Source organism: Nocardia sp. NPDC057353 (genome assembly GCF_042667085.1).
Lineage (GTDB): Bacteria > Actinomycetota > Actinomycetes > Mycobacteriales > Mycobacteriaceae > Nocardia.
The window spans coordinates 1-12823 of record NZ_JBHVAK010000071.1 but is presented as its reverse complement, the minus strand read 5'-3'; the positions used below and the strand labels follow the sequence as shown (position 1 = coordinate 12823).

At 71.5% G+C, this 12823-nt stretch carries 10 protein-coding genes and 1 rRNA gene; 4 read left to right on the top strand and 7 right to left on the bottom strand.

Annotated features, from left to right (window positions below):
- Positions 1-6 precede the first annotated feature (6 nt).
- Positions 7-2580 (bottom strand): alpha-glucan family phosphorylase, encoded by a 2574-nt coding sequence (gene glgP, locus ACFUUZ_RS27435; protein WP_378701133.1) that lies wholly within the window; start codon positions 2578-2580, stop codon positions 7-9.
- A 99-nt stretch (positions 2581-2679) separates the two neighbouring features.
- On the opposite strand from glgP, the gene ACFUUZ_RS27430 reads away from it, so the two are divergent.
- Both ACFUUZ_RS27430 and glgB read left to right on the top strand, forming a co-directional pair.
- Positions 2680-4683 carry a maltotransferase domain-containing protein gene (locus ACFUUZ_RS27430; protein ID WP_378701131.1) on the top strand — a complete coding sequence of 668 codons (2004 nt, stop codon included), beginning with the start codon at positions 2680-2682 and terminating at the stop codon, positions 4681-4683.
- On the top strand, positions 4680-6839 hold the full coding sequence (gene glgB / locus ACFUUZ_RS27425; protein ID WP_378701130.1) for a 1,4-alpha-glucan branching protein GlgB: 2160 nt from the start codon (positions 4680-4682) through the stop codon (positions 6837-6839). The genes ACFUUZ_RS27430 and glgB overlap by 4 nt, the downstream gene beginning before the upstream one ends.
- Before the next feature lie 432 nt (positions 6840-7271).
- Here glgB and ACFUUZ_RS27420 read toward each other — a convergent pair whose 3' ends face one another.
- The 3 genes from ACFUUZ_RS27420 to ACFUUZ_RS27410 all read right to left on the bottom strand — a co-directional run bounded on the left by ACFUUZ_RS27420 (position 7272) and on the right by ACFUUZ_RS27410 (position 9879).
- On the bottom strand, positions 7272-8132 hold the full coding sequence (locus ACFUUZ_RS27420) for a tetratricopeptide repeat protein (protein ID WP_378701173.1): 861 nt from the start codon (positions 8130-8132) through the stop codon (positions 7272-7274).
- Between the two features lie 90 nt (positions 8133-8222).
- Positions 8223-8591: a DUF3817 domain-containing protein gene (locus ACFUUZ_RS27415; RefSeq protein ID WP_378701128.1), complete on the bottom strand. Its 369-nt coding sequence runs from the start codon at positions 8589-8591 to the stop codon at positions 8223-8225.
- Between the two features lie 100 nt (positions 8592-8691).
- Positions 8692-9879 (bottom strand): acetyl-CoA C-acetyltransferase, encoded by a 1188-nt coding sequence (locus ACFUUZ_RS27410; RefSeq protein ID WP_378701126.1) that lies wholly within the window; start codon positions 9877-9879, stop codon positions 8692-8694.
- 93 nt (positions 9880-9972) lie between these two features.
- On the opposite strand from ACFUUZ_RS27410, the gene mce reads away from it, so the two are divergent.
- Positions 9973-10458, top strand: coding sequence for a methylmalonyl-CoA epimerase (gene mce / locus ACFUUZ_RS27405; protein WP_378701124.1), 486 nt, complete (start codon positions 9973-9975; stop codon positions 10456-10458).
- Between the two features lie 86 nt (positions 10459-10544).
- Entirely contained in the window at positions 10545-11549 is a 1005-nt protein-coding gene (locus tag ACFUUZ_RS27400) for a hypothetical protein (protein ID WP_378701122.1), read from the top strand.
- A gap of 91 nt (positions 11550-11640) precedes the next feature.
- On the opposite strand, the gene ACFUUZ_RS27395 is transcribed toward ACFUUZ_RS27400, so the two are convergent.
- From ACFUUZ_RS27395 to rrf, 3 genes are all read right to left on the bottom strand, one after another.
- Positions 11641-11937 (bottom strand): ATP/GTP-binding protein, encoded by a 297-nt coding sequence (locus tag ACFUUZ_RS27395; RefSeq protein WP_378701120.1) that lies wholly within the window; start codon positions 11935-11937, stop codon positions 11641-11643.
- 23 nt (positions 11938-11960) lie between these two features.
- Complete coding sequence (nucS, locus tag ACFUUZ_RS27390; protein ID WP_378701118.1) at positions 11961-12653, bottom strand: endonuclease NucS; 693 nt, start codon at positions 12651-12653, stop codon at positions 11961-11963.
- 78 nt (positions 12654-12731) lie between these two features.
- Positions 12732-12823, bottom strand: a 5S ribosomal RNA gene (gene rrf, locus ACFUUZ_RS27385); the annotation flags it as partial.

The following is a 12823-nucleotide window of genomic DNA, read 5'->3' as shown; positions in this document are numbered from 1 at the left end:
CCGCGATCACGCGTTCGGCGCGGTGACCAACCCCAGCTCGCCGTCGGCGGCGAGCAACTCGTGGTGCGGCAGCACCCGCACCGTGTACCCGACCGCGCCGGAGAGCGGCACCGGCGTCTCCACCGTGAACAGCTCGACCCCGCCGTCGGCCCCGGCGTGCGCCATCGGCACCGCAGTGACGTCGGTGAGCTCGTCGGCGGCCGAGACCCGCCCGAACACCGCCTGCACCGCGACGTCCCCGACCCCGAGCCCGGCCAGGTCGACCCGCGCGGTGAGCGAGAGCGGCGCCCCGATCACCGGCGTGTCCGGCAGCCCGGCGCTGTCCACCTGCACCACCTTCACCCCGGGCCACGCCTGCTCGACCCGCCGCCGGTACTCGGCGAGCGCCCGCGCCCCGGCGAACCCGTCCGCCGCGACCCGCCCGAACGAGTCCGCGGCGGGGCCGTAGTAGTTCACCGCGTAGTCCCTGACCATCCGCGAGGCCAGCACCTTCGGCCCGAGCGTCTGCAGCGTGTGGCGCACCATCTCGACCCAGCGCGCGGGCACCCCCGCACCGTCCCGGTCGTAGAAGCGCGGCGCGACCGTCCGCTCGAAGAGGTCGTAGAGCGCGGCCGCCTCCAGGTCGTCCCGGCGCTGCTCGTCGGCGACGCCGTCCGCGCTCGGGATGGCCCAGCCGTTCTCGCCGTCGTACATCTCGTCCCACCACCCGTCCCGGATGGAGAGGTTGAGCCCGCCGTTCAGCGCCGACTTCATCCCCGAGGTCCCGCACGCCTCCAGCGGCCGCAGCGGATTGTTCAGCCAGACGTCGCAGCCCCAGTACAGGTGCCGCGCCATCGACATGTCGTAGTCCGGCAGGAAGACGATCCGGTGCCTGACCTCCGCGTCGTCGGCGAACCGCACCACCTGCTGGATCAGCGCCTTTCCGCCGTCGTCGGCGGGGTGGCTCTTGCCCGCCACCACCAGCTGCACCGGCCGCTCCGGGTCGAGCAGCAGCGACCGCAGCCGCTCCGGGTCGCGCAGCATGAGGGTGAGCCGCTTGTAGGTCGGCACCCGCCGGGCGAACCCCACGGTCAGCACGCCGGGATCGAAGACCTCGTCCACCCAGCCCAGCTCGGCGGGCGCGGCCCCGCGCTCCAGCCAGGAGGCGCGCACCCGGCGCCGCACCTCGGCGACCAGCCCGGCGCGCAGCGTGTTCCTGGTCGCCCACAGCTCGCCGGGGTCGACCTCGCGCAGCCGCTCCCAGCCCCGCGCCTCCTGCACGAACTCCGCGCCCATGAGCTCGCGCGCCTTCTCGACCCACTCGCGCGCGGCCCAGGTCGGCGCGTGCACGCCGTTGGTGATCGAGCCGATCGGCACCTCCGCCGGGTCGAAGCCGGGCCACAGCCCGGCGAACATCTCCCGGCTCACCTCGCCGTGCAGCTTCGAGACGCCGTTCGCCCGCTGCGCCAGCCGCAGCCCCATGTGCGCCATGTTGAACACCGCGGGGTCGTTCTCCCGGCCGAGCGCCAGGATCCGGTCCACCGCCAACCCAGGCAGCAGCGCCGACTCCGCCTCGCCGTGCGCGCCGCCGAAGTAGCGCCGCACCAGCTCGGCCGGGAAGCGGTCGATGCCCGCGGGCACCGGGGTGTGCGTGGTGAACAGCGTCCCGGCCCGCACCGCCGTCAGCGCGGAATCGAAATCCATGCCGTCGGCGACATATTCGCGAATCCGCTCGACCCCGAGGAACCCCGCGTGCCCCTCGTTCATGTGGAAGACGTCCGGGTCGGGCAGCCCGGCGGCGCGGGTGTAGGCGCGCACCGCGCGCACCCCGCCGATCCCGGCCAGGATCTCCTGCTTGATCCGGTGGTCCTGGTCGCCGCCGTACAGCCGGTCGGTCACCGCGCGCAGCTCCGGGTCGTTCTCCGCGATGTCGGAGTCGAGCAGCAGCAGCGGCACCCTGCCGACCTGCGCCACCCACACCCGCGCGCGCAGCACCCGCTGGTCCGGCACCGCGACGTGGATCAGCACCGGCGAGCCGTCGCTGGTCAGCAGCCGCAGCGGCAACCCCTGCGGGTCCAGCGCCGGGTAGTGCTCCAGCTGCCAGCCGTCCGCCGAGAGCGACTGCCTGAAGTAGCCGCTGCGGTACAGCAGCCCCACCCCGATCAGCGGCAACCCCAGGTCAGAGGCGGCCTTGAGGTGGTCACCCGCCAGGATCCCGAGCCCGCCGGAGTAGTTCGGCAGCACCTCGGTGACCCCGAACTCCATCGAGAAGTAGGCGATCCCGCGCACCCCGTCGCCCTCGGTGTTGCGCTGGAACCAGGCGGGCCGTTCCAGGTATTCGCGCAGGTCAGCGGCTGCCGCATCGACGCGCCGGACGTACTCGGCGTCCTCCGCGAGCTGGTCCAGCCTGGCGGGCGCGACCTCGCCGAGCATCCGCACCGGGTCGTGGCCGAGCTCGTCCCAGCGCTCCCGGTCCAGCTCGGCGAAGAGATCCTGCGTTGGCCAGTGCCAGGACCACCGCAGGTTGGTGGAGAGCTCCCCCAGCGCCGCCAGGCGCTCGGGCAGATGGGCACGGACGGTGAATCGACGCAATGCCTTCACGGCCGGAACCCTACCGAACGAAACCGAGCCCGTCGCCGCGTGCGCGAGCGGGCGGCGCGTACCCGGTGGCCACGGCACCCACCCGGTAGGTTGGTCCGCGTGACCGGCCGCATCGCCATCGACGACACCGCCCCATCGATCCCAGGCGGCCGCCCCGCCAAAGCCGCCGTCGGCGAGGTCTTCCCGGTCCGCGCCGTGGTCTGGCGCGAGGGGCACGATGCCGTCGCCGCCACGCTCACGGTCCGCGCCCCCGGCTCGTCCCGCGCGGTCCGCAGCCGAATGACCCCCGACCTGGAGCCGGACGTCTTCAACGGCGCCTTCATCCCCTCCGCCCCCGGCATCTGGACCTTCCGCATCGAGGGCTGGAGCGACCCCATCGCCACCTGGCGCTCGGCGGTCGAGAAGAAACTGGCCGTCGGGCAGACCGCCGCCGACCTCGCCAACGACCTGGAGATCGGCGCCCGGCTCTTCGACCGCGCCGCGCAGGCGGTCCCGAAGAAGCAGTTCGAGAAGCTGCGCGCGGTCGCCGCCGCGCTGCGCTCGGACGCGCAGCTGCCCGCTCGGGTCGCGCCCGCCTTCGCCACCGACATCGCGGAGATCCTGCGGGCCAGCCCGCTGCGCGAGCTCGTCACCCGCGGTCCGCAGCACACGGTGCACGTGGAGCGCAGGCGCGCGCTCTACGGCGCCTGGTACGAGTTCTTCCCGCGCTCCACCGGCGGTCGGGACGCCGACGGCAACCCGGTGCACGGCACCTTCAAGACCGCAGCCAAGGAACTCCAGCGGATCGCCGCCATGGGCTTCGACGTGGTCTACCTGCCGCCGGTGCACCCGATCGGCGAGGTCAACCGCAAGGGCCCGAACAACTCGCTGATCGCCGAGCCCGGCGACGTCGGCTCGCCGTGGGCGATCGGCTCGGCCGCGGGCGGCCACGACGCGCTGCACCCCGAGCTCGGCACCGTCCGCGACTTCAAGGCCTTCGTCGCCGCCGCGGCCAAGCTGAACCTGGAGGTCGCGCTCGACCTCGCGCTGCAGTGCGCCCCCGACCACCCGTGGGTCGCCGCGCACCCGGAGTGGTTCACCACGCTGCCGGACGGCACCATCGCCTTCGCCGAGAACCCGCCGAAGAAGTACCAGGACATCTACCCGATCGACTTCGACAACGACCCGGACGGCCTCTACGCCGAGATCCTGCGCGTCGTCCGGCACTGGATCGGGCTCGGCGTGAAGATCTTCCGGGTCGACAACCCGCACACCAAGCCCGCCGACTTCTGGGAGTGGCTGATCGCGACGGTGCGCGCGGACGACCCGGACGTGATCTTCCTCTCCGAGGCCTTCACCCGCCCGGCCCGGCTCTACGGCCTGGCCCGGCGCGGCTTCAGCCAGTCCTACACCTACTTCACCTGGCGGGTCGCCAAGTGGGAGCTCACCCAGTTCGGCGAGGAGCTGGCCGCCAAGGCCGACGAGGCCAGGCCCAACCTCTTCGTCAACACCCCGGACATCCTGCACGAATCGCTGCAGCACGGCGGGCCTGGCATGTTCGCCATCCGCGCGGTGCTCGCCGCTACGCTCGCCCCCAGCTGGGGCGTCTACTCCGGCTTCGAGCTCTTCGAGCACGAGGCGGTGCGCCCCGGCTCCGAGGAGTACCTGGACTCGGAGAAGTACCAGCTGCGCCCGCGCGACTTCGCGGGCGCGCTGGCCCGCGGCGAATCGCTGCAGCCCTGGCTGACCAGGCTGAACGAGATCCGCCGCGCGCACCCCGCGTTTCAACAGCTGCGCTACGTGCACTTCCACCACGTGGACAACGACGCGCTGATCGCCTACTCCAAGTTCGACCCGGCCACCGGGGACGCCGTGCTGGTGGTGGTGAACCTGAACCCGTTCGGCGCCGAGCAGGGGCTGGTCTCGCTGGACCTGCCCGCCATCGGCCGGGAGTGGCACGACCGCCCGGTGGTGGTCGACGAGGTCACCGGCGCGGAGTACCACTGGGGCCAGACCAACTACGTGCGGCTGGACCCGCCGCAGGCGGTGGCGCACATCCTCGCGCTGCCCTCGGTGCCGCAGCGACTGCGCCCGCAGCTCGCCCAGCGCAGGACGCTGCGATGAAGCGCCGCGACCTGATGCTGCTGGCCGCGGGCACGCACCACGACCCGCACACCGTGCTCGGCGCGCACGCGCACGCCGACGGCACCGTGGTCCGGGTACTGCGCCCGCACGCCGAGCGCGTCGCGATCCGGGTCGGCGGCACCGACCACCCGCTCGAATCGCTCGGCCACGGCGTCTTCGCCGCCGTGCTGCCCTTCCCGCAGCTCGACGACTACCGCGTCCTCGCCACGTACCAGGGCGGCCAGACCGTGCTGAGCGCCGACGGCTACCACTTCCTGCCCACGCTCGGCGAGCTCGACCTGCACCTGATCAACGAGGGCAGGCACGAGCGGCTCTGGGACGTGCTCGGCGCGCACCCGCGCCGCTACACCACGCTGGACGGCGAGGTCACCGGCACCTCGTTCGCGGTCTGGGCGCCGAACGCGCGCGGCGTCACCGTGATCGGCGACTTCGACAGTTGGAGCGGGCACAGCGCGCCCATGCGCGCACTCGGCTCGTCCGGGGTCTGGGAGCTCTTCATCCCCGGTGTCGGGCCGGGCACCAGGTACAAGTACCGGGTGCACGGCGCCGACGGCCGCACCGTCGACCACGCCGACCCGCTCGCCTTCGCCACCGAGCACCCGCCCGCGACCGCCTCCGTGGTCGCCGAGAGCAGCTACACCTGGGCCGACGACGCCTGGATCGGCGCCCGCGCCCGCGCTGAGCCGACCGCAGCGCCGATGAGCGTCTACGAGGTGCACCTCGGCTCCTGGCGGCCCGGGCTCGGCTACCGCGAGCTCGCCGACCAGCTCGCCGAGTACGTCGCCGACGCGGGATTCACGCACGTCGAGCTGCTGCCGGTGGCGGAGCACCCGTTCGGCGGCTCCTGGGGGTACCAGGTCACCTCCTACTACGCCCCGACCGCGCGCTTCGGCAGCCCGGACGACTTCCGCGCCTTCGTCGACCGGCTGCACGCCGCGGGCATCGGCGTCCTGCTGGACTGGGTGCCCGCGCACTTCCCGCGCGACGAGTGGGCGCTGGCCCGCTTCGACGGCGCCCCGCTCTACGAGCACCCCGACCCGCGCCGCGGCGAACAGCTCGACTGGGGCACCTACGTCTTCGACTACGGCCGCAACGAGGTGCGCAACTTCCTGGTCGCCAATGCCCTGTACTGGGTCGAGGAGTTCCACATCGACGGGCTGCGGGTCGACGCCGTCGCCTCCATGCTCTACCTGGACTACTCGCGCGGCGCCGGGCAGTGGGAGCCGAACATCCACGGCGGCCGGGAGAACCTGGAGGCCGTCGACTTCCTGCAGGAACTCAACGCCACCCTGCACCGGGCGCACCCCGGGGTGATCACGGTCGCGGAGGAGTCGACCGCGTGGCCCGGGGTCACCCGCGGCACCGACGTCGGCGGGCTCGGCTTCACCATGAAGTGGAACATGGGCTGGATGCACGACACCCTCGGCTACCTGGGGCGCGATCCGATCCACCGCTCCTGGCACCACAACGAGGTCACCTTCTCGCTGGTGTACGCGTGGAGCGAGAACTATGTGCTGCCGATCAGCCACGACGAGGTGGTGCACGGCAAGGGCACGCTCTGGACCCGGATGCCCGGCGACGACTTCGCCAAGGCGGCGGGGGTGCGCGCGCTGCTCGCCTACATGTGGGCGCACCCGGGCAAGCAGCTGCTCTTCATGGGGCAGGATTTCGGGCAGTTCCGGGAGTGGTCGCACGAGCGCGGCCTGGACTGGGGTGAGCTGGAGAACCCGCTGCACGCCGGGATCCTCGGCGTGCTCCGCGACCTGAACGCCACCTACCGCGGGCGCCCCGCGCTCTGGAGTCAGGACACCGCCCCCGGCGGTTACTCCTGGATCGAGGCGGACGACAGTGCCTCGAACGTCTTGGCCTTCCTCCGCTACGGATCCGACGGCTCGGTCGTGGCCTGCGTCTTCAACTTCTCCGGTTCCGCCCACCCGGAGTACCGCGTCGGCCTCCCGCACACCGGCCGCTGGACCGAGATCCTCAACACCGACGCCGCCGACTACGGCGGTTCCGGCCTCGGCAACCTCGGCGCAGTAACCGCCGAACCCCACCCCTGGCACGGCCGCCCCGCCAGCGCCACCGTCGCCCTGGCACCGAACACCGCCATCTGGCTGGCTCCGGAAAAAGAGTAAGGGTTCTTTCTCGGGGCCTGACGGCCCCGAACCCCCTCGACGAGCAAGCATGACCCGCTCCGGCGAAAGGTACTTCTCGGCGCCTGACGGGCCCGAACCTCACTCGAAGAGCAAGGCATGACCCGCTCCGACGGGGGGTGCCTCTCGGCGCCTGACGGGCCCGAACCTCACTCGAAGAGCGGGCATGACCGGCTCCGACGGGAGGAAATTCTCGGCGCCTGGCGGCGTGAGCCCGCTCGGATGCTCGGGTCTCGGGTCCGGAGCGCCGCGCTCGGCGAATGGAGACCGCAGGCGGCATCCTCGCCCGCTGGTGCGGGCCGCCGGTGATTCCGGCGAGCGGGCGCGAATCCCCCGCGCAGCGGGAAGCGGGTCCGGGCCCGCAGGGCCCGGGTTCCCTGTCACCGTGACGCGACCGCCCGGAGGGCGGGAGCGTCAGTAGAGCGCGGCAGCGAGCTTTCGTCGCGCGGCGACGACGAACGGCTCCGCCTGGTCGAACAGCTCGAACAGCTCGAGCAACCGCGTCCGCGCGGCGGTGCGATCATCCCCCGCCGTCACCTTGACGGTGCGGATCAACCGCTCGAACGCCGCCTCCGGCTGCTGGTTGAACAGCTCGAAATCAGCCGCCCGCACAGCCGCCTGCACATCGGCCGGGTTCGCATCGGCGGTAGCGACGACCTCCGGCGACAACCCCTGCGCCCGCCCGAGGAACCGCAACTGCCGCAGCGCCCCCTTGGCCTCGTCGTTCTCCGGCTCGGCCGCGATGATCGCCTCGTACACCGCCTCGGCCCCGGCCAGATCCCCCCGCTCCAGCGCCTCCTCCGCCGCCACGAACCGCGGATCCTCCGCGGGCTCCGGCTCCCCGGGCTCCGCCCCCTCGAGCTTCCCCGCGACGGCATCGACCACCGCGGTCAACCACTGCCGCACCTGCGGCTCCGGCTGCACCCCTTCGAAGTCGGCGAGCGGCTGCCCGGCCGCGATCGCGACGACGGTGGGAATCCCCTGCACCCGCAGCGCCTGCGCGATCCGCATATTGGCCTCGGCCTCGACCGCGGCGAGATCCCAGCTGCCCCCGCTCTCGGCGACGAGCTTCTCGAACAGCCGCACCAGCTCCACGCTGCCCGGGCTGCGCTGCGAGTACAGCACCACCACGACCGGCACCTGCGTGGAGCGGCGCAGCACCCTGGTCTCGAAATCCGCTTCGCCCACGGTGTAATCGCCCGCGGCACCACCGCCGCCGCCCGACGCACCGGCCGGGGGCTGCTTGAGGCTGGACAGGTCCACCGCCCCGGACATGGCAGCGGCAACGGCGGGCGAGGGACGACGACTGGCTGGTCTGGTCACGGATTCAGTTTGGCACGACCCCGCCGGTCGTCACCATCCGATCTACGAGGTGACCCCGGCGGGCTGCTCGCCGGCGCGGGTGCCGGGCGCGCTCAGCTCGCCGAGCTTGCCGGTGCGCACCGCCCAGACCTCGAAGACCACGGTGGCGAACGGCGGAATGCTGGAGATCAGCGCCAGCGCCGTGGTTTTCAGGTTCCAGCCCAGCTCACGCGCGGCCAGCAGCGCGGAGAGCACGAACAGCACGAAGATCGCGCCGTGGATCGGGCCGAAGATCTTCACCCCGATCTCGTTGCCCGGATCCGGGATGTACTTGAAGGCCATGCCGACGAGCAGGCCGAGCCAGGACAGCGCCTCCAGCACGGCGAAGAACCGGAACCTGCCCGCGACGCTGCGCAGATCGAAGAAATTCATGCCGACATTGTGCCGGATCAACTACAGCGAGTCGTAGTCGATCCGGTCACATCGGACATTCACGCCCGCGACCTGCGCCGCAGAACTCGCGCCCCGGCGCCTACACCCGCACGATCAGCGCGTCACCCTGCCCGCCGCCGCCGCACAGCGCGGCGGCGCCGACCCCACCGCCGCGCCGCTTCAACTCCAGCACCAGGTGCAGCAGGATGCGCGCGCCGGACATGCCGAGCGGGTGCCCGATCGCGATGGCGCCGCCGTTGACGTTCACCTTCGCCGGGTCGATGCCGAGCTTGCGAGTGGAGGCGATGCCGACCGCGGCGAAGGCCTCGTTGATCTCGATCAGGTCCAGGTCGGCGGGGGCGATTCCCTCGCGCGCGCAGGCCTTGACGATCGCGTCGGCGGGCTGGTCCTGCAGCGTCGAGTCCGGCCCGGCGACCACGCCCGATGCCCCGATCTCGGCCAGCCACTGCAGCCCGAGCGCCTCCGCCTTCGCCTTGCTCATCACGACCACCGCGGCCGCGCCGTCGGAGATCTGCGAGGCGCTGCCCGCCGTGATGGTCCCGGTCTTGCTGAACGCGGGGCGCAGCTTGGCCAGCGACTCCGCCGTGGTGTCGGCGCGGATCCCCTCGTCCTCGCCGATCACCAGCGGATCGCCCTTGCGCTGCGGCACCGAGACCGGCACCACCTCGTCGTCGAAGAGCCCGTTCTTCCAGGCCGCCGCGGCGCGCTGGTGCGAGGCCGCCGCGAAGGCGTCCTGCTCCTCGCGGCTCACGAAGTCCGGCGAGTCACCGGCGTTGCGCTGCTCGGTGAGCGCGCCCATCGCCTGGTCGGTGAAGATGTCGTAGAGGCCGTCGTAGGCCATGTGGTCGCGCAGCGTGACGTCGCCGTACTTGAAGCCCTCGCGGCTCTTCTCCAGCATGTGCGGCGCCCGGCTCATGGACTCCTGGCCACCGGCGACCACGATCTCGAACTCGCCCGCCCGGATCAGCTGGTCGGCCTGCGCGATGGCGTTGATGCCGGAGAGACAGACCTTGTTCAGGGTGAGCGCGGGCACGCTCATCGGGATGCCGCCCGCCACCGCGGCCTGCCGCGCCGGGATCTGCCCCGCGCCCGCGGTGAGCACCTGGCCCATGATCACGTACTCGACCAGCTCCGGCGCGACCCCGCCGCGCTCCAGCGCCGCCTTGATGGCGAAGCCGCCGAGATCCGAGCCGCTGAAGTCCTTGAGGCCGCCGAGCAGCCGCCCGACCGGGGTGCGCGCCCCGGAGACGATCACGGAAGTGGTCACGACGAACCTCACCTTCGTTGTCGAGTTCTGTACTCCACGGTAACCGGTACGACCGCACCACCTGATCGACGGCCCCGCGCTACCGTCGAGTACGTGAGCAACGTAACCGAACCCGCCACCTCCGCAGGCGCCATCATCCCCGGCGACTACGTCGTCGCGGTCGACCACACCGGCATCGCCGTGCCCGACCTGGACACCGCCGTCGCCTGGTACGCCGAGCACCTCGGCATGATCGAGACGCACCGGGAGGTGAACGAGGCGCAGGGCGTGCACGAGGCGATGCTCTCGCTGCCGAAGGCCCCGGCGGGCGCCACCGCCATCCAGCTGCTGGCCCCGCTGGACGCGAATTCGACCATCGCGAAGTTCATCGATCGCAACGGCCCCGGCCTGCAACAGCTCGCCTATCGCGTCACCGACATCGAGGCCGTGTCAACACATCTTCGCGATCGCGGCGTGCGTTTGCTGTACACCGAGCCGCGCCGCGGAACGGCGGATTCCCGCATCAACTTCATCCATCCGAAGGATGCCGGGGGTGTGCTGATCGAGTTGGTGCAGCCGAAAGCAAATGTCACGAATTAGTATCGACGGCACGACCGGGAAAATCGGCGAAATCTCCTTCCCGGTCGAGTCACCATCAATCCCCAACACGCTGTAGTTTGTGTGCCATGTCGTCACCCGAGTCCGATCGCAATCGCTTCGTTGCGCTCCCCTTCACCGTTGTGCGCAAGGGTTATGCGCAAGACGAGGTGCGTAACTACTTCGACCGTTTCGATGCCGAGCTGCGCGTCACCGCCACCGACCGCGACGCGGCCGCCGCTCAGGCCCGCAACCTCGCGGCCCAGCTGGAGGACGCCAGGGACGAGATCGACGAGCTCCGCAAGGAGGTCGACCGTCTCTCGGTGCCGCCCACCACCGCCGAGGGCATGTCCGACCGCATCTCCCGGATGCTGCGGCTCGCCTCCGACGAGGCCTCCGAGGTCCGCGCCCTGGCCCAGGCCGAGGCGGCCGAGATGGTCTCCATCGCCGAGCAGCAGGCCACCGAGATGCGCGGCAAGTACGAGTCGCTGCTCGCCGAGACCAAGGAGAAGCGCGAGGCGCTCGAGATCGAGTACGAGCAGACCCTCGCCAACGCGCGCTCCGAGTCCGGCAAGATCATCGAGGCCGCGCAGGCCGAGTCCGACCGCATCGCCAAGGAGGCGGAGGCCAAGCGCAAGGCCGCGCAGCAGGACTTCGAGGTCACCATGGCGGAGCGGCGCACCAAGCTGACCCGCGCCATGGAGGAGCTCGAGGCCACCTCCCGCGCCGAGGCCGCGCAGCGGATCAAGGACGCCACGGACGAGGCCAACCGCCTCATCTCCTCGGCCACCCAGACCTCCGACCGCAAGATCGCGCACGCCAAGGAACTGGCCGAGGAGATGCGCGTGCTGCGCGGCCGGGTGCTCGCCCAGCTGCTCGGCATCCGCGGTCAGCTCGACTCGGTGCCCGCGATGCTCGCCGCGGTCAACCGGGAGAGCGAGCTGCTCGACGGCGCCCCCGAGCAGCAGCAGCGCAAGTCCATCGGCAACGGCGCCAAGCCGGTCGCCGGTACCCGCCCGAAGGCGATCCAGGAAGCCGCCGACGAGGACGACGACGTCGTCGAGGAGCGGGAGAACGCCAACGTCAGCAACTGACGTCGGCTTCGACGTGACGGCGACGACGTAGTACCCGCGAAGGCCGTCCCAGCAGGGGCGGCCTTCGCGCTGGGTAGCGCCGGCACGAGTTTCACGACCACCGGCGGGTGATGCGCCGCGTCCCCCGCCCCTCCCAGCAGCCCCGGTGCCAGTGCCGCCGATCGTCCTCCCCGCCGTAGGCGGGCCAGGCGACCAGGTGCGCCACGCCCGGGGCTATTTCGTGGTCGCACCCGGGGCAGCGGTACGGCTTGCGCGCCCTGCTGCCCGGGATGGTCCGCACGGTGTAGACCTCGTCCCCGTCCGGCCCCGGCTCGCTGCGCCCGAACACGTCGCCGAGCGGCCGCGGCGAATCCGTCCGGCGGCCTGCACGCGCTTTCCTGCGGGACATGCCGCCCAGGGTAGCCGCGTCGGTCAGAACAACCGGAACTCGTTGCTCTCCGTGCCGCGCAGGGCGTTGTAATCGAGCGTCAGGCAGCGGATTCCGCGGTCCTCCGCGAGCGTCCGCGCCTGCGGCTTGATCTGCTGCGCCGCGAAGACACCGGCGACCGGAGCCAGCAGCGGATCGCGGTTCAGCAGCTCGAGATAGCGGGTGAGTTGCTCCACCCCGTCGATCTCGCCGCGGCGCTTGATCTCCACCGCCACGGTGGCGCCTTGGGCATCCCGGCAGAGCAGGTCGACCGGCCCGATGGCGGTCATGTACTCCCGGCGCACCAGCGTGTAGCCGGTGCCGAGCGTCTGCACGTGCTCCGCCAGCAGCTCCTGGAGGTGCGCCTCCACACCGTCCTTCACCAGCCCGGGGTCGACGCCCAGATCGTGCGAGGAGTCGTGCTCGATCTCCTGCACGGTGATCCGGAGCTGCTCCCCGGCCTTGTTGGTGACCACCCAGAGCGCCGCTGCGCCCTCGGGGAACTCCGGGGAGTCCGGACCACGCTCCTCCACCCAGCAGGGCGGGCTCATCCAATTTAGCGGCTTGTACGAGCCACCGTCGGAGTGGACCAGCACTGAGCCGTCGGCTTTCATCATGAGCAGCCGGCGGGCCATCGGGAGGTGGGCGGTCAGCCGCCCCACGTAGTCGACCTGGCAACGGGCAATCACAAGGCGCACCGGGACGAGTGTAGATTATCCGCCCGGAAACGACTGAAGGCCCCGACCATGATGGTCGGGGCCTTCAGCGAACAATTGTTCCGGCGGTGTCCTACTCTCCCACACCCTGTCGAGTGCAGTACCATCGGCGCTGGCAGGCTTAGCTTCCGGGTTCGGAATGGGACCGGGCG

Excerpts from the sequence above, each read along its gene's own strand:
- glgB (WP_378701130.1), top strand. The coding sequence starts at position 4,680 with ATGAAGCGCCGCGACCTGATGCTGCTGGCCGCGGGCACGCACCACGAC.
- ACFUUZ_RS27420 (WP_378701173.1), bottom strand. The coding sequence starts at position 8,132 with ATGTCCGGGGCGGTGGACCTGTCCAGCCTCAAGCAGCCCCCGGCCGGT.
- ACFUUZ_RS27415 (WP_378701128.1), bottom strand. The coding sequence starts at position 8,591 with ATGAATTTCTTCGATCTGCGCAGCGTCGCGGGCAGGTTCCGGTTCTTC.
- ACFUUZ_RS27400 (WP_378701122.1), top strand. The coding sequence starts at position 10,545 with ATGTCGTCACCCGAGTCCGATCGCAATCGCTTCGTTGCGCTCCCCTTC.
- ACFUUZ_RS27395 (WP_378701120.1), bottom strand. The coding sequence starts at position 11,937 with ATGTCCCGCAGGAAAGCGCGTGCAGGCCGCCGGACGGATTCGCCGCGG.